Genomic DNA, 19,899 nt, shown 5'->3' with positions numbered 1-19,899 from the left:
TAGCAAAAGATACATTCTTTTTTGTAGAGACGCACTTACTCAATAACTGTTTACATTTCGTGCAGAAATTCAGCTATAGGAACACGTATTTTACGTTGAAACAATTTTAGTTTTCTTTTTTACACCTTGTTCATAATTTCTTTACATCGAAAACACTCTTTTTTCACGTTTTCAAATTATTATATAAACATAAACAAAAGTTGCTATACATTTTGTTTATGTTTTTTCATAATTTTTTTGGATCGGATTTATCCGATTCCCTCCCTTTTTTATTATTAGAATATATTTGCGGAAAGGATGCAGAGATGCATCCTTTTTGCTGTCTAAAAAAAGACCACAGATTTGTTTTCAATTAATCTTCAAATGAACTCGCTCGCAAATGTTAGATTGTTATATCTAACTTCTTGTGAAAAATTCATTTCCAACAAATCTGTGATCTTTTACTTACGCCATATATTGTCTGCAAATAATATATGCCATGTATAAACAATAAATAAAGATTAGTAATATACCTTCTTTTCTTTCAATCTTCTTACTTGTAATTGCCACTACATAAACTATCACTGCCACAAGTAGTGCTACAACCGCATCAATCGCATTATTTAAAGTAACTGTTACAGGTGATATTGTAGCCGAAACGCCTAACACCAATAAAATGTTTGATATGTTAGAGCCAACTACATTTCCCACTGCCAAATCTGCTTCTCCTTTTTTAGCAGCAACGGCTGATGTAACAAGTTCAGGTAAAGATGTTCCCATTGCTACTACTGTAAGACCTACTAATGTTTCGCTCATACCTACCGCCAATGCAAGACTTTTGGCACAATCTACAACTACCTCTCCACCTACAACAATTGCTACTATACCACCAAGAATAAACCAAACACATTTGGACTTAGACATTAGAATATCTCCATCATCGCCCTGTGTTCTCTCTCTTAAAGCATAAGAAATTGTCCATGCAATAAAACCTACAAACAGTAACAACAATAATATGCCGTCTGTTCGTCCAACAGACCCTACTGTAGCATTTCCGTTTGAAAATTTAAGCAAATTCACATTTCCGATTATATCTCCAAACCACAATGCATCTCCTAATAAAAATATCAATATAAGGGAAATTATGGCTAAAAATGGGAACTCTCTCTTCAATATAGACTGTTTCACCTTAATGCTTGCAAAAAGAGCTGTTACACCCAAAACCATTAAAAGGTTAAATGTATTTGAACCGTCAACATTACTTACTGCAATAGCATTAGAGCCTTTTGCTGAAGCAAATGAACTTACGGCAAGTTCAGGTAGCGATGTTCCCACCGCAACAATTGTAAGTCCCACTACAATTGATGGAACTTTCAATCTTCTGGCAACTGCCACGCTTCCATCTACGAAAAAATCAGCCCCTTTAATAAGGAATAAAAATCCTACTAATAACAATAGAATATCCAATATTACTTTCATCTTTAATTTTCTCTCCTTAATCCCACTTTTAATATTGCAGGCTTTTACTTATTATCTTTTTACGAATAAATACTATTCTATACAATTATGCAAAACAACGCAAGAAAAATGTAGTACGGGACATTTCTTGTTAAACAAAAAGAATGTCGCTTGCGGCATTCTACGCGCCTAGCGCGTGTTACTTTAGCAACATTTTTCATTTTGTGCTAGTGTGCATCCATAGTGGAACGTTTTTATGTAATAAGAAATTCTGAAAGAATTTCTTATTACATAAAAAGAGCTTGCGATAAAAATCGCAAACTCCTTTTGAGGTTTTATTATAAATAGTAATTATAATTCAAATACTAAATCACCGTATGAAGGCATTGGCCATTCTTCTTTTGGCATAACTACTTCAAGTTCATCAGCCGGTTTTCTAAGTTCAGCCATTGCTTCCATAACTTCATCTTTGTAAGCAACTGCAATTGCCTGTGCATCTCCTGCGTTTGCAGCTTTTTCTGTTACTTCTGATAAGTTCTTAACTGCCTTCTTCATTTCAGCTAATTTTGCTGTAGCATCTGCTAACATTTCTGCCTGAATTGTTGCATCTACACCAGCTTCTTTTACTGCTAAAACAGTATCTGCAAGTTCTTTTGTATATTTAACTGTTGCAGGAATAATTAACTTGTTAGCCATATCTACCATTGTTAAGGCTTCAATATTTCTAACACCTGCATACTGTTCAAATAAGATTTCCTTTCTTGCTGCTAATTCAGCCTTAGAAAGAATACCAAACTTACCATACATTTCAATTGTTGTATCATCTAATAATGCAGGTATTGCATCAACAATAGATTTGCAGTTTGGAAGACCTCTCTTTTCAGCTTCAACCGGCCATTCTTCTGAATATCCGTTTCCGTTGAAGATAATTCTCTGATGTTCTCTCATTAACTTGGCTGTGTATTCTGTAACTGCTGTTTCGAAATCAGCAGCCTTACTTAACACTTCAACAGCCTTTTCAAACTGTTCAGCCATCATTGCGTTAAGAACTGTATTTACATCACCAATTGAGTTTGATGAAGCAACCATTCTAAATTCAAATCTGTTACCTGTAAATGCGAATGGTGATGTTCTGTTTCTATCTGTAGGATCCTTCTCAAGTTTTGGAAGTTTCTTAATACCAAAATCAATTTCTCCTGATGAAAGACTTGATGTAGCTTCACCATTTTTAATAATCTGATCTACAACGTCTCCAACCTGATCTCCTAAGTACATTGAGATAATTGCAGGTGGTGCTTCATTAGCTCCTAATCTGTGGTCATTACCTGTATTTGAAGCTGCCAATCTTAAAAGAACTGCATGTGTGTCAACAGCTGCCATTGTACAAGCTAATACTAACTGGAATAATGAGTTATTTTCAGGTTTTTTTCCAGGTTTAAATAAGTTAATTCCATCATCAGTTGTAAGTGACCAGTTGTTGTGCTTACCTGAACCGTTGATTCCATCAAATGGTTTTTCATGAAGTAAGCAAATTAAACCATGCTGTCTTGCTGTTTTCTTTAAAATATCCATTACTAAAAGGTTGTTATCTAAAGCAACATTTGAAATTGAAAAGATTGGGGCAATTTCAAACTGTCCTGGAGCAACCTCGCAATGTTCTGTTTTTGCTGTGATTCCTAACTTCCATAATTTCGCATCTATGTCTTCCATGAATGCTTTTACTCTTGGAGGAATTGCGCCAAAATACTGGTCGTCCATTTCCTGTCCCTTAGGAGCAGGTGCTCCAAATAATGTACGTCCTGAGTAAATTAAGTCAGGTCTCTTCAAATATTTTTCCTTATCCACAAGGAAGTATTCCTGTTCAGGTCCAACATATGAGTAAATTCTCTTTGTGTTTTCATTTCCAAATAATCTCATAAGTCTTACACCTTGCTTACTTACTGCATGCATTGCCTTAAGAAGTGGTGTCTTTGTATCAAGTGATTCACCTGTATATGAACAAAAAGCTGTCGGTATACAAAGTGTATCTTCTTTAATGTAAACAGGAGATGTAATGTCCCATGCTGTATATCCTCTTGCTCCACATGTTTCTCTAAGTCCACCTGAAGGGAATGAAGAAGCATCAGGTTCTCCCATTAATAATTCTTTTCCTGTAAATGTATTTTCAATTTTTCCATCAACTGGTACTGATGCAAATGAATCATGTTTTTCAGCTCCTACTGAAATAACATATGGTTGAAATACATGTGTATAGTGTGTAGCACCTTTTTCCAATGCCCATTCTTTCATAGCCTGAGCAACAACATCTGCCAAATCTTCTGTTATTTCTCCACCTTCATGCATAAGAGTTTTAACTCTCTCAAAATCACTTTTAGGTAAGCGAACTTTCATAACTGAGTCGTCAAATACGTTTTCTCCAAATACTTTTTCAATATTAACTCCCATAGTTTTCTGTTCCTTTCTCTACTAACATATTTCTTCCGCTATTTTAATTTACCCAAAAGAAAAAGGCACTTCTCCAAATATTCATTTTGAAGAACGCCCTTGTCCTTAATCTCATTCAGCGGTGAGGTCTCCCTCATTCGCAAACTAATTTACATCATATCTTTATAAAAATCAATAGTACCAAGGTATTTATCTAATTATTTAAACCTTTTTCTTAATTAAATTAAGTTTGTCCCCTATTTTTACATATTTTTACAACTTTTGCTAATCTACTACCTCTTCTCCTCTATACATACAAACAATCTGTCTGTTGCCATAATCGTCTACACAGGTAGAGCACATTATAATCTTATCATCCACTCCCGGAATGCCATAATCAAATTTCTGACTGCTTTTTCCAGCTACTAAATTAATCCATTTTTGGAAGGCAACATCATCATCAAAGCCGTATTTATAAACATCTTCATTGTTATCTTTTGCAGTAAATGTTGAAAAAACATAATATAGATAATGTTTATAGCCAACGTATATATCAAATATCTGGTGTGCCTTAGCAAACTTGCTCTCTCTAAAGCTCATTAGTCCTTTAAACATTGAGCCGTCAAGCATGTTATGACCGTACAAAATACACATTTTGCCATCAAGACCTGCCGTTCTATAGTCAAGGAATATGGCACCGGCGCCATTTGATATTTTGTCTGAACCTTTTTTTAAATAAAATTCATTATCACTATGTTCTACTATTGGATACTGTATTCTTGTTCCATCTAATTTAATGTAACCTCTTGCTTCATCGTTGTACTGCAACATTGCTTTGTAATTCCAAACCCATGTTGTAAGAGATGAAGAATATTCACTTTTATTTTTCTTTGTTTTAGTTTTCTTATTTTCAGTCTTCTGTGTGAACATTTTGTTTATTTCTGCATACTTTGCCTCATCCTCTTTGTAATTCAAATAAGAATCCGTAAGGCTGTATGATGCATAAATAAGCACTGCTGCCGCACACACTAAAGCAACATACCTGATAATGTTATAAGCTCGATTTGAAAGTTTCAGTTTTTTGCCTGTCTTCTTTCTTTCAGTTATATCTTCGACATTTTTCTTATCAGCATTATTTGTTGTTTCATTCATGTCTTCAATATTTTTCTTATCAGTATTATTTGTTGTTTCATTCATGTCTTCAATGTTTTTCTTATCAGCATTATTTGTTGTTTCATTCATGTCTTCAATTTTTTTCGTATCAGTATTATTCTGTTGTTTTTTATTTAATTCATCTTTTTTCTTATCTCGATTTTCCACAGCTTTGTCTTCCTTCTAAATATACTTATTTAAGTATAAAATTATTAGCATAAAAAGGCAAGTATATCCATAGCGGAACGTTTTTTCTGTAATAGGAAATTCTTTCAGAATTTCCTATTACAGAAAAAAACAACCGGGATGCAACATCCCAGTTGTTTTTTAATAAAATATGTTATTTTATATTAATTATTCAGCTTTTCCTACTGAACCGAAAAGTTCCATCTTTTCTTTTACAGTTGCCTTAATAGCTTCTGCACCTGGAGCAAGAAGTTTTCTAGGATCGAATCCCTTTCCTTCTAAATCTTTTCCAGCTTCAATATATTTTCTTGTTGCATCAGCAAATGATAACTGACATTCTGTGTTTACGTTAATCTTTGATACTCCAAGATCAATAGCCTTCTTAATCATATCTTCAGGGATACCTGTACCACCATGAAGAACTAATGGCATAACTCCTGTCTTAGCCTGAATAGCATCAAGAGTTTCAAAGCTAAGTCCTTCCCAGTTGTCTGGGTATTTTCCATGGATGTTACCAATACCTGCTGCAAGCATATCAACACCAAGGTCTGCTACTGCTTTACATTCATCAGGATCTGCACATTCGCCTCTACCGATAACTCCGTCTTCTTCACCACCAATTGAACCAACTTCAGCTTCAATTGACATATCCATGTTATGAGCTACTGATACTAATTCCTTAGTCTTTGCAATGTTTTCTTCGATTGGATAATGTGAACCATCAAACATGATTGATGTAAATCCAGCCTTAATACACTTGTAGCATCCTTCGTATGAACCATGGTCTAAGTGAAGAGCTACAGGAACTGTAATTCCTAATTCTTCATCCATAGCCTTAACCATAGCTGCAACTGTCTTAAATCCAGTCATGTACTTTCCAGCGCCTTCAGACACTCCTAAAATAACAGGGCTCTTTAATTCTTCTGCTGTTAAAAGAATTGACTTTGTCCATTCAAGGTTGTTGATGTTGAACTGTCCAACAGCATAGTGTCCTGCTTTTGCTTTTTCTAACATTTCTTTAGCTGATACTAACATAATGTACCTCCATATAATCTTATACTTTATTGTTAAATTTTAAACAACTAATTTTAGTATACCCCATTTTATCCTAATTGCCAACATTATTTTGCACTATTTTTGCACTATGTTACTTGTCATTCATATTAGGGAACAAATGCGATATGTCCAAATAATCAGGGATTCCTCTCTGATATTTTACAACAGGCTCTCCTAAAATAAGAGGATATGCGTAATCTATAAATTCCTGAGTTACATCATTGCCTCTAGCGTTAATCCATTCTCTAGGCACATGTTTTACAAGACCTGCAACATTCTGTACAGGTGTGTCAGACATTGTAACACAATATGGATCGTTTGCCTTTCTAATGGCTGTAACCATAACACCTGTTTTTCCTTCTATGGAAATATTAATAGCATGTCTTCCTAATCTGAAAGCTTCTCCTATATCAGTAATAGATGACATATGGGCAGCGCTTCTTTGAAGAATGTTAATTTCAACAGAACGCACCTTAACCTGTATATTCTGCTTAATAATATATTCCAAACACTTGCCTGTACCACTAAGCTGACTGTGACCAAATGTATCTTCCACTGCTGTTGTAGCACTAACGTACTTGCCATTTGCATCTTTTATACCTTCAGATACAGCAATTACAACGTTATTGTATTTCTCCATTGCAGCCTTAACGTCTTCAATAAATTCTTCTTCCACAAAAGGAACTTCCGGAAGATAAATTAAGTGTGGTGCAAAATTATATTTGTTTCTGGCTAATACTGATGCGCCTGTAAGCCAACCAGCGTCACGTCCCATAATTTCTACAATTGTAACACTTTTAATTGGGTAAATTGAAGTGTCATGACCTATTTCTAATAATGTAGATGCTACATATTTAGCGGCTGAACCGTACCCTGGCGTATGGTCTGTAACACACAAGTCATTATCAATTGTCTTTGGAATTCCAATAATTTTAATATTGTTTCCAATTGTCTTTGCATACTGACTTAATTTGTCTACAGTATCCATTGAATCATTACCACCAATATAGAAAAATGCATCTATTTCATATTCCTTAAATTTCTTAAAAATATATGCGTATGGTGCATCATCTTCCTCATAATGCGGAAGCTGATATCTACATGAACCTAGGTACATAGAAGGTGATTTCTTAAGTAATTCTATGAACATAGGTGTTTCCTCAACTTTTTTAGTCAAATCCATAAGTCGTCCATTTAGTAACCCCTGAACTCCATTAAGAGAGCCATATACTGTTTTAAACTCTTTGCTGTCAATTGCACCCTGTATAACACCGGCAAGGCTGGCATTAATAGCTACTGTTGGGCCACCTGACTGAGCAACTAAACAATTTCTCATTTGATTTCCTCCGATAAATTAATTCCATATAAGTATACCCCAGTTTTCACCAAAAACCAACATCAATATTTAGAACAACAGTCAAAAAATTGCATACCTTATTATTGTAAAATAAAAAAAGGATGTAAATAATGAATTGTACAATGAATAGAAACTGCAATTGCAGTGGCAATACTATGTCCGGTTGCGGTCGCTCATGCAACATGTCCGGTGGTAATCGTCCTAATAATATGTCGGGTTTTGGTTGTTCTAATAATGCTACGCAAGGTTGTGGATGTTCCAATAATACTACGCAAAGCTGTGGTCCCTCAGGAAATATTTGTGGTTGTAAAAAAGCCGGCGGTTGTGGCTGTATGAAAAATGACGGTTGCGATATAGGCACAGAGCATGTGGACCATATGGCTCCCGGTATGTGTTATGTTCCATGGCAGAAATGGGAAGACATTTATTCTCCAGAAGAAGGATTTGCCAGAGGCACAATATTTGCTCAACTTGACAAGTCATATATAGGAAGGAAGTGTAAATAATGAAATGCGATAAAAAATCATTAATGAAAATTATTACTCAAACCAGTTTTGCACTTGACGACACAAGACTGTTTTTAGACACACATCCCAACTGTCAGGAGGCTATCATGTTTTATAACAAAGTGCAAAAAACAAGGGAGAGCGCATGGCGAGAATATGTTGATAACTTTGGTCCGCTTACTTTTTACGAAGTAAATGATGAAGATTACTGGCAATGGAATAAAGGCGATATGCCTTGGGAAGGAGGTAGTTGCTAATGTATGTATATGAAAAAAGACTGCAATGCCCTGTTAATATAAAAATAAGAAATCCTCAAACTGCCCAGTTCATACTCAGCCAGTATGGTGGTCCTGACGGTGAGGCTAGCGCAGCGTTCAGATATATGTCTCAGAAATTCACTTTTAAAAATCCTAGAGTTGCAGGACTTTTAAATGATATAGCATGTGAAGAACTTTCACATCTTGAAATAGTGGGAACTATCGTTCACCAGCTTGTTAAGGACTTACCTTGCGATGAAGTTGACACAGCCGGATTTGAAAAATACTACGTGGATCATACTCTTGGCGTATGGCCTCAATCTGCCGGTGGTGTGCCTTTCACAGCTACTGAATTCCAGTCATCAGGAGATCCTATTGCTGACTTAGTAGAGGATATGGCTGCCGAACAGAAAGCAAGAAAAACATACGATAACATTTTATCTTTGGTAAAAGATTGCGAAGTTGCTGATCCAATTAAATTTTTAAGAAAAAGAGAAATCGTTCATTTCCAACGATTTGGTGAAGCTCTCAGAATGGTTACTGAAGAAATGAATAAAAAGAATTTCTACGCAGTTAATCCTAGCAGTTGTATAAAAAGATAAGCTATAAATTAATTTTCAAACTATAAACTGCATAAAAAGATAAGTAGTAAATTAACTTTCAAAGTCATAAGATGTATAAATATAACGGTACAATCTAGTTTAAGTTCATATTATATGAACTATAACGGTTCTAAGTTTTGCGTTTCAGTAAAGCTTAGAGCCTTTTTTTATTGCAAAAAAAACCACATGAACTTAATCATGTGGTTTAAAACTGGCCCACAAGGATTCGAACCTTGAAAATGCTGGAGTCAGAGTCCAGTGCCTTACCATTTGGCGATGGGCCAATGTCTCGCGACAGAGAATATATTATCACAATGTCGGAAACAATGCAAGCACTTTTTTTATTTTTTTTCTTGTCCTGCTAAATAATTTGCAAATTGCTGTGCTGTTCTACCTGAAATTCCACCATGGCTAAGTTCCCACTTGTTTGCTTCTGCCTTGATTTCGTCATCAGAAAGCTCAACGCCTAAACGTCTACACAACTGAATTGCAATTTCAAAATATTCTTTTTGACTTGGTTTAGAATAATTAATTGTCACACCAAATCTGTTAACCAATGATAATTTTTCTTCCATTGTATCTGATTTGTGTATACCATTATCAACCTGAACATCGCTTCTGTCGTTCCATGTTTCTTTTATTAAATGACGTCTGTTTGATGTAGCATATATTAAAATATTTTCAGGTTTTGTTTCCACGCCACCTTCAATAACAGCCTTTAGGAATTTATATTCAATTTCGAATTCTTCAAATGATAAATCATCCATGTAAATAATAAACTTGTAGTTTCTGTTTTTTATTGCTGCTATTACATTAGATAAGTCCTTAAACTGATGCTTATATATTTCAATCATTCTAAGGCCTTTGTCATAATACTGGTTGACAATAGCCTTAATACTTGTTGACTTACCTGTACCGCTGTCACCAAATAGAAGGCAGTTATTTGCCTTTCTCCCTTCCACAAAAGCTTCTGTGTTATCAACAAGCTTTTTCTTTTGAATTTCATAGCCAACTAAATCATCCAGCATTACCTTATCCATATTATTAATTGCATGGAATTTGAAAGGAACTGTATCCGTTATTCTGAATGCCTTATTCAAGCCAAACATTCCAACACCATAATCCTTATAGAAATTTGTAACATGCTCAAAAAATTCTTTTTCATCTTTTGACTGTTCAAGCTTCTTACTTAATGTTCTTACTTTTTCGCTTACATTTTTGTTATACATTAATTCAGGTTTTCCAATTGCCTTATAATTTGATAACTGTTTAAAACAATCAATTCCTAAATCTTCTTCCATCGATGCAAAATCATAGTCGAATAAAGCTTTAAACTGCTTAAAATCATTTTCAGCAAAATGATTTACACTTCCATTATTTGCACCAATTTTTTCACAAGTTAAGCTAAAAGGATTTTCATCTGTTATTAACAAATATGTAAGATAATTGTGCCATAAATTATCATCAAAGCCATAATCTGTTGACACTTCTAAAATTCTTTTAACCTGACAATATAATTCGGTGATAATTTCATCTTTCTTATAATCTGTTTCCTTATATTTTCTTATAATATCACTCAATTTCATTAAAATTGAATCTTTATCCATATCACCATATATAATTAATTTTGATACAATATTATACATTTCTTCGCCTCATTCTTTTCTATTGATTTAGATATACTTCTCTCTATTATTTATACAAAATGCATATGTGCATATTAATTTTTCTGCCCATAAATGCATATATATATATCCGTTTATAAATTTGTGCATTTAAAGTAATAGAGGTCAGCATACGCCGACCTCTTTACACTAATACGCATCTTCGCAAATACGTACATATTAAACTGCTATTTATAGACTTCCGTGGAATGTTCTACTAATAACATCATCCTGCTGTTCTTTTGTTAACTTAATGAAGTTTACAGCATATCCTGATACACGGATTGTAAGCTGAGGATATTTTTCTGGATGTTTCTGAGCATCTAATAATGTATCTCTGTTTAATACATTAACGTTAAGATGATATCCTCCTTCTTCTGCATATCCGTCTATTAAAGAAACTAAATTATCAACCTGTTTTGCACTTGCTGCCATTTCAATTACCTCCTATTTCTCTTTTTCTAATAGTTTAATTCTGGATTCTTTGAATCCTTCAAGCACTATTTTCTTTGCAGCCATTGCCATCTCTTTTGTGGCTGGCTCTATATTTTCCAATGGATATTCAATGCCTAGTTCCTTGTACTTTTTCTTTGCCATATCATGGTAAGGCAAAATATCTAATGCTTTTACCATCTTTAACTGACCAATAAAAAGTCCAAGTTCATATAAATATTTCTTATTAATAGTTATATGTGGAACTACAACATGTCTTATCCAAATCTTTATACCTTTTTTATCTAAGTAACGGGCAAAGGCTAAAATATTATCATTTGGCTGTTTACATAATTTCTTATGTTCTTCCGGATCAATATGTTTGATGTCCAGCATAACCAAATCCGTTACCGCCAGTAGTCTGTCTACCTTTTTCAGATATTCCGGATCGTCAGGTTTAAAAGTTACACCTGACGTATCCAGACAGGTATTAATTCCTCTTCGGTGTGATTCTTCGAACAGTTCTGTTAAGAAGTCTATCTGTACCATTGGTTCTCCACCTGTTGCAGTAATTCCACCGGTTTTATAAAAAGGACGTTTCTTCTCATACTGTTCAAGAATTTCATCTACTGTCATCTCTGTCCCACCAGCCATTGACCATGTGTCAGGGTTATGACAGTATGCACATCTCATAGGACATCCCTTAAAGAAAACTACAAATCTTACTCCTGGTCCATCTACTGTTCCACAACTTTCAATTGAATGAATTATTCCTGTTGTCATTCTGAATTTCCTCTATTTATAATAATTACTGCTGTAATTTGATAAGATCATCAATGTCTAATCCTAAATCATCAGCATCTAAATCACCTGTAAATACCTGGCAATCCTTACCAAGAGCATCTGGAACTACTGTAAATGTATCTGAGATACCATCTCTAGCGTTTTCAAATGGAATCTTAGCAACTGATGCAAGTGATGATACAGCACCGTGTGTATCTCTACCATGAAGTGGGTTAGCACCTGGTGCGAATGGCTGTCCAGCCTTTCTTCCGTCAGGTGTGTTACCTGTATTCTTACCATATGTTACGTTTGATGTAATAGTAAGAATTGACTGTGTAGGAACACTGTCTCTGTATGTGTAGTTCTGTCTTAAGTAACCCATGAACTTGTCAACGATCATTACTGCAAGACTATCTACTCTATCATCATCGTTACCATATTTAGGGAAATCTCCCTCTACTTCGTAATCTACTACAAGACCATCTTCGTCTCTGATAGCCTTAACCTTAGCATACTTAATAGCTGAAAGTGAGTCAGCTACTACTGAAAGTCCTGCAACACCTGTTGCGAACCATCTCTTAACGTGAGCATCATGTAATGCCAACTGAATTCTTTCGTATGAATATTTATCATGCATGTAGTGGATAATGTTAAGAGCATTTACATATACTCCTGCTAACCACTTCATCATGTCTTCATATCTATCCATTACTTCATCATAATCAAGATATTCTGCTGTAATTGGTCTGTACTTTGGTCCTACCTGTACTTTTGTCTTTTCATCAACACCACCATTGATAGCGTATAATAAACATTTAGCAAGGTTTGCTCTAGCTCCGAAGAACTGCATTTCTTTACCAATTCTCATTGGAGATACACAACAAGCGATACCATAGTCATCACCATTGTACTGTCTCATTAAGTCATCGTTTTCGTACTGAATTGATGAGTAATCAATAGAAATCTTAGCACAGTACTTCTTGAATTCTTCTGGAAGTCTTGTTGACCATAAAACTGTTAAGTTTGGTTCTGGAGCTGCACCTAAGTTTTCTAATGTATGAAGATATCTGAATGATGTCTTTGTTACCATGTGACGTCCGTCAATACCTACACCACCGATTGATTCTGTAACCCAAACTGGATCACCAGCGAAGATTGAGTTGTATTCTGGAGTTCTTGCGAACTTAACGCATCTTAACTTCATAATGAAGTGATCGATGAATTCCTGAATCTGTTCTTCTGTAAATGTTCCGTTTGCTAAGTCTCTCTGAGCGTAGCAGTCGATGAATGTTGATGTACGTCCAAGTGACATAGCTGCACCATTCTGTTCCTTAACTGCTGCTAAGTATCCAAGGTATAACCACTGAATAGCTTCCTGTACGTTCTGAGCTGGTCTTGAAATATCGAATCCGTAAATCTTACCTAATTCTTTTAATTCCTTAAGAGCTCTAATCTGTTCTGAATATTCTTCTCTATCACGAACAACGTCAGGTCTCATTTCTGTTGGTGTAGAAGCCTTCTGTGCTTCTTTGTCAACGATAAGTGTATCAACACCATATAAAGCAACTCTTCTGTAGTCACCGATGATACGTCCACGTCCGTAAGCATCAGGAAGACCTGTTACGATATGGTTTGTTCTACATGTTCTGATTTCTGGTGTGTAAGCATCGAATACACCAGCGTTATGTGTTTTTCTATAATTTGTATAAAAGTCTACAACTTCAGGATCTACTTCATATCCGTTGTCGCTACAAGCTTTCATAGCCATACGGATACCACCGTTTACCTGTAAGCTTCTCTTGAAAGGCTTATCAGTCTGGAAACCAACGATAGTTTCTTTGTCTTTATCTAAATATCCTGCACCATGTGATGTAATTGTTGATACAACCTTTGTATCCATATCAAGAACACCACCAGCTGCTCTTTCTTTCTTCTGAAGATCAAGTACCTGATTCCATAAATCTGTTGTGTTCTGTGTTGGTCCTGCTAAGAAGCTGGCATCACCATCATATGGTTCGTAGTTCTTCTGGATAAAATCTCTGACGTTGATTTCTTTTTCCCAAGCGCCATTTTTGAATCCTTTCCATTCTTCTCTCATCTCTTTTTTTCCTCCTAAAAATAAATGTAAAGCTTAATAATTTATTTAGTGAATGACTAACGAAACGTAAGTAAATCTTCTACGGTCTTTCTCTTTGGAGCAACCGGTTCTTCAGCAGGGTAACCTACAGCAACTAAAGCCATAAGTTTCTGTCCTTCTGGAACTTCTAAGATTTCTTCTGCCTTGTTAATGTCATACAAGCCCATTATAACTGTTCCAAGACCTTTCTCATGAGCTGCCAAACACAATGTCTGTGTGGCAATTCCATTATCAAATGCCTGCCAGTTATCTTCACGAACAGTAGAATAACTACCGTCTCTTTCAAAACCTGAACGCTTATCAACAATTGTAGTTGCAATTATTGCAGGTGCCGCATTAATATTCTTCTGATTAAAAGGATAATCCTTGCAGCCTTCCTCTGCCAATCTGGCTTTGACTTTAGGGTCCGTTATGGCAATATAACGGGTAGTCTGTGTGTTTTTCCAAGATGGAGCAAATGAAGCAGTTTGTACTATATCTTCAAGAACATCTTTTGTAACTTCCTGTTCCTTAAACTGTCTAATGCTTCTTCTTGTTTTTATGCATGTAATAGTATCCATAAGTTCACCTCCATTATATTCTAGTTAGTATAACGTGATAACTTAATGACTTGTGCGTCGAATAAACGCAGTAACACACATAAAACGTCATTTTCACTAACTGTGAATAATATAACACTTTATAAATAGTTTTGCAATCATAAAACGATGAATATTTTGTTAATGCAAATTTCTTTTTTTCACTATGTAAATAGTGCAAAATACTTCAATAAGTGTTAGTATTTCTGCATATGCTTACTTTACAATTTTAATTATAAATATTTTATTTTTTATTTCTGTTGCAATTGCAACTTTTTTATTTTTTTGTTATATTTTTTCTATATAAATTTTGTAAGATTATACATAATTATTTAGAATAATTATTCACGTTAATGTATTTTTATGAGGTGATTTATGGAAAAAAGTAAACTTTTTTATAATATAAGCGAAGAATCTCAGACTTCAATGATGCATTGTTTTCATTCAACCACGAAAAAGTATTCTAACGGCGAGATTATTTCCTTTTTTGACAGCGATAATAAAGGCATTGGTATAGTTGAAAGTGGTTCAGCATGCGTAGTCGACATTCTTCCTAACGGTTCCAGAACAATTTTAGAGAATTTAAATGAAGGGGATATTTTTGGCGGACTTTTTTATTTTCATGTTCCCAAAGACACTATTACTGTTGAAGCCACTGATTCATGTTTAATCAGATACATTGATTATGAACATTTAATAAAACGTTGTGAAAAAGCCTGTGCACACCACAGCCAACTGGTAAGTAATGTTTTGTTAATGATTCAGGACAAGACCAAGCAAATATGTGAGCATTTGGAAGTTCTCAGCCAACGTTCCATTAGAGAACGTATTTTATGCTATTTTGAAATCCTTGCAAGACAAAATAATTCCAAAACTTTTGAATTACCTTTTACCAAAAGTGATATGGCAGACTACTTATCCGTAGACCGAAGTGCCATGAGCAGAGAATTACAGAAAATGCGAAAAGATAAGCTTATAGAAGTTTCAAAAAGAAAGATTACATTATTATAGAAGGTTTTTGTATAAACATTCAATTGTGTATCCCTAGGGAAACATTTCTTATTAAATAGAGAAAAGATTCTACATGTTCTAATTTAATCAAATTATATCAGCATTAGATTTTTCATTCTAATTTCCTGATACATTTTATAAATTTAAGAACTAAGTAGAATCTTTTCTTTATTATTAGTACGTCTTCAACTTACTTTTTAAATATTTAATTTTATCAGCATGTCTTCAACTTACTTTTTAAATATTTAATTTTATCAGCATGTCTTAACTTACTTTTTATATACTTGATTTTTATCAGTTTGTCTTCAGCTTAACTTTGTATATTTTTATCAGTATATGTTAAGCTTAACTCTTTGTTTTTCGATTTTATTTTAAATCAATTGACTTAACTTCATCTTTTTCAGGGAATATTGCATTAAGTATAATTCCTACTAAAGCTGCAACTGCTAAACCTGAAAGGCTAATTGTTACACCATCGACTGTAAATGTTGCTGCACCTGCGTCACTAAAGTTAATTCCTAAAGCACATACAAATATTACTGCTGAAACAATTACGTTTCTTGACTTCTGGAAATCAACTCCGGCTTCAACTACGTTTCTTACACCGATTGCTGCAATCATTCCGTAAAGGATAAATGAAATACCACCAACAATTCCCATTGGCATAGCATTGATTACTGCTGCGAACTTAGGGCAGAATGAAAATACAATTGCAATATATGCTGCAATTCTTACAACTCTTGGATCGTATACTTTTGATAAAGCAAGAACACCTGTGTTTTCTCCGTATGTTGTATTTGCAGGTCCACCGAATAATGATGATAATGATGTTGCAAGTCCGTCACCGATTAAAGTTCTGTGAAGTCCCGGATCATTGATATAATCTTTTCCAACTGTTGCTCCGATAGCACAAATATCACCAATATGTTCCATCATTGTTGCAATGGCAATTGGAATCATTGTTGTTAATGCTGTTGTGATTTTTGCTGTGTCAGCATAATCTACACCACCAAAAATTGTCTGGCTCCAGTCAATAGGGAAACCTATCCAAGCTGCTTTTGCAATATAGTCTGTGTCAATTGGGGTAATCCAGCTAACACCAAATCCGTTACCGAAAATCAAAGCGATTAAATATGCTCCAACTACTCCTAATAAAATAGGAATAATCTTTGTCATTCCTTTTCCCCAAATATTGAAGAAAATTACAATTGCTAATGCAATAATAGCAAGTGGCCAACATGTTACACAGTTATTTAGTGCTGATGGTGCTAAGCAAAGACCAATTGCAATAATAATAGGTCCTGTTACAACAGGTGGGAATAATTTCATAACTTTTGAAACACCTATTAACTTAATACATAATGCAAGCACTAAATACAGCAAGCCTGCAAAAACTACACCTAAACATGCGTATGGTAACATTTCTAAATTTGCAGAACCATCTTTTGCCATAGGTGCTACTGTTGCATATCCGCCTAAGAATGCAAATGATGAGCCTAAAAATGCAGGAACTTTAAATTTTGTTAATAAATGAAATAATAAAGTTCCAAGACCTGCCATTAAAAGTGTTGTTTGAACATTAAGTCCTGTTAAAAGTGGTACTGTTACTGTTGCCCCAAACATGGCAAACATATGCTGAAAACCAAGAACGCCCATTTTGCCATAACCTAATTTTCTTGCATCATATACCGGCTCCCTACCGACATTGATTTTTTCTTTTGACATTGTCAAAATCCTCCCTTATACATTTTGTCATTGGTCATATTCCGTTTCCGTCCTAAAATACCTTAAACGGTTCAATTCTATCAAAATACAATTACTATTTCAATATAATAATTTAAGGATTTAATCTTATATAATTAGAATTTAATTTTATAATAACAATTTAGATTTAAGCTTACTAGGGATGCTCTTTTTGATTTTTCTTTTATTTTGCTTTTACTTCCAATGTAAATGATGAAGATGTCCTTCCATCTGCATTCCTGCAAAATTATTTTGTCTTAAACTTTCGTATAAAACAATTGCCACTGAATTTGCCAGATTCAAAGAACGAATTTCAGGATTCATTGGGATTCTGATGCACTGTTCTTTGTTGTCTACCAAAATTTCTTCAGGAATTCCTGCACTTTCTTTTCCAAACATAATGTAATCATCCGGGCCAAATTCCACATCTGAATATCTTTTTGGTGCTTTTGTAGTTGCATACCAGATTTTTGCATTTGGATTCTGTTCTACAAAATCGTTGTAGCAATCATAAATTGTAACATCCAAATCGTCCCAATAATCCATGCCTGCTCTTTTTAATGATTTCTCGTTAATTCTGAACCCCATTGGTTCTATAAGATGCAGCTTTGTGCCTGTGGCACAACATGTTCTTCCTATATTTCCTGTATTTTGTGGGATTTCAGGTTCTAATAAAACAACATTCATATATTCTTCTCTCCAACATTATTTTGACTAATACACACTTTCATTTGTAATAAGAATTTTTAGTTTGCAGTAATTAGTCATCTAATTAATCATTCTTCTGTTCCTGCTCTAGTCGCTTAACAAAGTCTTTTACTCGTACTATTGCAATTTTTAAATTTTCTAAAGAATATGCATAAGATATTCTAAGGAAGCCTTCGCCACAGTCACCAAAAGCTGTTCCTGGAACAACTGCCACTTTCTCTTCCTCCAATAATCTTGTTGCAAACTCTTCAGATGTCATGCCAAATTTCTTTATGCTAGGGAAAACATAAAATGCTCCGTATGGTTCAAAGCAATCTAAGCCCATCTCCCTAAATTCGTATAAAAGATATCTTCTTCTGTGATTATATGCTTCGCACATTTTTTCAACATCTTTGTCGCCGTTTCGTAATGCATCTACTGCTGCGTACTGGCTCGTTGTTGGTGCACACATTATTGCAAACTGGTGTATCTTAAGCATTTGTTCTAAAATCACCTGTGGGGCAGCTGCATATCCCAATCTCCAACCTGTCATTGCATATGATTTTGAAAAACCGTTAATTACAACTGTTCTTTCTTTCATTCCAGGCATCGATGCAATTGACACATGCTTATCCTTATATGTAAGTTCCGAATAAATTTCATCAGACAAAACAAAAATGTCTTTTTCCACGCAGACTTTTGCGATTTCTTCTAAGTCTTCTTTCTCCATAATTGCACCTGTTGGGTTATTTGGGAAAGGCATTACAAGCATTTTTGTTTTATCAGTAATAGCGTCAAGCAATTCCTGCTTTGTAAGTCTGAACTCGTTTTCTTCTTTTAATTCAATAATTACAGGTACAGCGTGAATAAGCTGTGCACAAGGAACGTATGAAACATAACTTGGCTGTGGTATTAACACTTCATCTCCTGGATCAAGCATGGCTCTCATGGCCAAATCAATAGCTTCACTACCTCCTACTGTAACCATTATTTCGTGATTGTAGTCATATTCTACATTTATTTTTCTTTTTAAATAGTTTGATATCTCGATTTTTAATTCTTTCAATCCTGCATTGGATGTATAGAATGTTCTGCCTCTCTCTAAAGAGTAAATACCTTCTTCTCTTATATGCCATGGGGTATCAAAATCAGGTTCTCCAACACCTAGAGAAATTGCATCTTTCATTTCACTAACAATGTCAAAGAATTTTCTAATTCCCGATGGCTTAATATCAGTCATTATTTTTGACAATGGGTCTCTCATTATGGTGTCACCAATATCCTTTCTTCTTTGTCTTCTACAAGAATTGTTCCATAATCCTTGTATTTTTTAAGTATAAAATGTGTTGCTGTGTTTAATATTGAATCAAGAGTTGAAAGTTTGCTTGTTACAAACTGAGCAATTTCCTTCATTGTCTTTTCTTCAATAATTACTGTGAAGTCAAAACCACCTGACATTAAATATACTGCCTTAACTTCGTCATATCTCATAATTCTGTCAGCGATGTCATCAAAACCTGTTCCTCTTTGTGGTGTAACCTTTACCTCAATTAAAGCTGTAACTCTGTCTTCGTTAGTCTTTTCCCAATCTATCATAGTGTAATATCCGCATATTACTTTTTCTTTCTCCATGTCCGCTATGGCATTGGCGACTTCTGCTTCCTCCATACCTAACAAAATCGCGGCCTCTTTAAGATCGATTCTGCTTTTGTTTTCAATTAATCTTAAAATTTCTTCTCTCTTGCCTTCTTTCATGCCATAATCTCCTTTACTAAAAAATTTGTCGTACCTTGCTATTATACAACAAGTTACATATATAAACATAGACTTTTATTTATATTTTTTTGATTTTTTTTAACATCGTATATACAAATCAATAAAATAGCT

18 protein-coding genes and 1 tRNA gene are annotated in these 19,899 nt (G+C 34.5%); 4 read left to right on the top strand and 15 right to left on the bottom strand.

Annotated features, from left to right (window positions below):
* Positions 1-444: 444 nt before the first annotated feature.
* The 5 genes from ACZM4J_RS00645 to ACZM4J_RS00625 all read right to left on the bottom strand — a co-directional run bounded on the left by ACZM4J_RS00645 (position 445) and on the right by ACZM4J_RS00625 (position 7,591).
* Positions 445-1,458: a calcium/sodium antiporter gene (locus ACZM4J_RS00645; protein ID WP_489485442.1), complete on the bottom strand. Its 1,014-nt coding sequence runs from the start codon at positions 1,456-1,458 to the stop codon at positions 445-447.
* 330 nt (positions 1,459-1,788) lie between these two features.
* Entirely contained in the window at positions 1,789-3,882 is a 2,094-nt protein-coding gene (locus ACZM4J_RS00640; RefSeq protein ID WP_489485441.1) for a glutamine synthetase III family protein, read from the bottom strand.
* 264 nt (positions 3,883-4,146) lie between these two features.
* A complete protein-coding gene (locus tag ACZM4J_RS00635; RefSeq protein WP_489485439.1) occupies positions 4,147-5,181 on the bottom strand; it encodes a class B sortase in 1,035 nt (344 codons plus the stop codon).
* A gap of 186 nt (positions 5,182-5,367) precedes the next feature.
* Entirely contained in the window at positions 5,368-6,234 is an 867-nt protein-coding gene (gene fba / locus ACZM4J_RS00630) for a class II fructose-1,6-bisphosphate aldolase (protein WP_022166274.1), read from the bottom strand.
* A 112-nt stretch (positions 6,235-6,346) separates the two neighbouring features.
* Positions 6,347-7,591: a 6-phosphofructokinase gene (locus tag ACZM4J_RS00625; RefSeq protein WP_117999411.1), complete on the bottom strand. Its 1,245-nt coding sequence runs from the start codon at positions 7,589-7,591 to the stop codon at positions 6,347-6,349.
* A gap of 131 nt (positions 7,592-7,722) precedes the next feature.
* Between ACZM4J_RS00625 and ACZM4J_RS00620 the strand changes: the two genes are divergently transcribed.
* From ACZM4J_RS00620 to ACZM4J_RS00610, 3 genes are read left to right on the top strand one after another with little or no spacing between them, the layout of a single operon-like run.
* Complete coding sequence (locus ACZM4J_RS00620; protein WP_022166276.1) at positions 7,723-8,118, top strand: spore coat associated protein CotJA; 396 nt, start codon at positions 7,723-7,725, stop codon at positions 8,116-8,118.
* Positions 8,118-8,375, top strand: a complete 258-nt coding sequence (locus ACZM4J_RS00615) for a spore coat protein CotJB (RefSeq protein ID WP_022166277.1) — start codon at positions 8,118-8,120, stop codon at positions 8,373-8,375. Before ACZM4J_RS00620 ends, ACZM4J_RS00615 begins: the two co-directional genes overlap by 1 nt.
* Positions 8,375-8,977, top strand: a complete 603-nt coding sequence (locus ACZM4J_RS00610; RefSeq protein ID WP_022166278.1) for a manganese catalase family protein — start codon at positions 8,375-8,377, stop codon at positions 8,975-8,977. The genes ACZM4J_RS00615 and ACZM4J_RS00610 overlap by 1 nt, the downstream gene beginning before the upstream one ends.
* Before the next feature lie 211 nt (positions 8,978-9,188).
* Here ACZM4J_RS00610 and ACZM4J_RS00605 read toward each other — a convergent pair.
* The 6 genes from ACZM4J_RS00605 to ACZM4J_RS00580 form a co-directional block, all read right to left on the bottom strand.
* A tRNA-Gln gene (locus ACZM4J_RS00605) sits at positions 9,189-9,261 on the bottom strand.
* A gap of 57 nt (positions 9,262-9,318) precedes the next feature.
* The gene (locus tag ACZM4J_RS00600) at positions 9,319-10,623 is read right to left on the bottom strand and encodes an ATP-binding protein (RefSeq protein ID WP_022166279.1); all 1,305 of its coding nucleotides are present in this window, start codon (positions 10,621-10,623) and stop codon (positions 9,319-9,321) included.
* A 210-nt stretch (positions 10,624-10,833) separates the two neighbouring features.
* Entirely contained in the window at positions 10,834-11,076 is a 243-nt protein-coding gene (gene grcA3 / locus ACZM4J_RS00595) for an autonomous glycyl radical cofactor GrcA3 (RefSeq protein ID WP_022166280.1), read from the bottom strand.
* Positions 11,077-11,088: 12 nt separating this feature from the next.
* Positions 11,089-11,856 carry a pyruvate formate-lyase-activating protein gene (gene pflA / locus ACZM4J_RS00590; protein WP_428244971.1) on the bottom strand — a complete coding sequence of 256 codons (768 nt, stop codon included), beginning with the start codon at positions 11,854-11,856 and terminating at the stop codon, positions 11,089-11,091.
* A gap of 25 nt (positions 11,857-11,881) precedes the next feature.
* The gene (gene pflB / locus ACZM4J_RS00585; RefSeq protein WP_022166282.1) at positions 11,882-13,954 is read right to left on the bottom strand and encodes a formate C-acetyltransferase; all 2,073 of its coding nucleotides are present in this window, start codon (positions 13,952-13,954) and stop codon (positions 11,882-11,884) included.
* A gap of 56 nt (positions 13,955-14,010) precedes the next feature.
* On the bottom strand, positions 14,011-14,553 hold the full coding sequence (locus ACZM4J_RS00580) for a nitroreductase family protein (RefSeq protein WP_022166283.1): 543 nt from the start codon (positions 14,551-14,553) through the stop codon (positions 14,011-14,013).
* Between the two features lie 393 nt (positions 14,554-14,946).
* Here ACZM4J_RS00580 and ACZM4J_RS00575 point away from each other — a divergent pair, with 393 nt between their 5' ends.
* The gene (locus tag ACZM4J_RS00575) at positions 14,947-15,582 is read left to right on the top strand and encodes a Crp/Fnr family transcriptional regulator (protein ID WP_022166284.1); all 636 of its coding nucleotides are present in this window, start codon (positions 14,947-14,949) and stop codon (positions 15,580-15,582) included.
* Between the two features lie 366 nt (positions 15,583-15,948).
* Here ACZM4J_RS00575 and ACZM4J_RS00570 read toward each other — a convergent pair whose 3' ends face one another.
* From ACZM4J_RS00570 to ACZM4J_RS00555, 4 genes are all read right to left on the bottom strand, one after another.
* Positions 15,949-17,307, bottom strand: a complete 1,359-nt coding sequence (locus tag ACZM4J_RS00570; protein ID WP_022166285.1) for a uracil-xanthine permease family protein — start codon at positions 17,305-17,307, stop codon at positions 15,949-15,951.
* Positions 17,308-17,520: 213 nt separating this feature from the next.
* A complete protein-coding gene (locus ACZM4J_RS00565) occupies positions 17,521-18,012 on the bottom strand; it encodes a tRNA (cytidine(34)-2'-O)-methyltransferase (protein ID WP_022166286.1) in 492 nt (163 codons plus the stop codon).
* A gap of 85 nt (positions 18,013-18,097) precedes the next feature.
* A complete protein-coding gene (locus ACZM4J_RS00560) occupies positions 18,098-19,276 on the bottom strand; it encodes an aminotransferase class I/II-fold pyridoxal phosphate-dependent enzyme (protein ID WP_022166287.1) in 1,179 nt (392 codons plus the stop codon).
* A complete protein-coding gene (locus tag ACZM4J_RS00555; RefSeq protein ID WP_022166288.1) occupies positions 19,276-19,767 on the bottom strand; it encodes an Lrp/AsnC family transcriptional regulator in 492 nt (163 codons plus the stop codon). The genes ACZM4J_RS00560 and ACZM4J_RS00555 overlap by 1 nt, the downstream gene beginning before the upstream one ends.
* Positions 19,768-19,899: the final 132 nt, after the last annotated feature.

It is taken from the genome of Eubacterium sp. (assembly GCF_057858645.1).
Note: the sequence above shows the minus strand (reverse complement) of the source record. Positions and strands in the feature narration are given on the sequence as shown.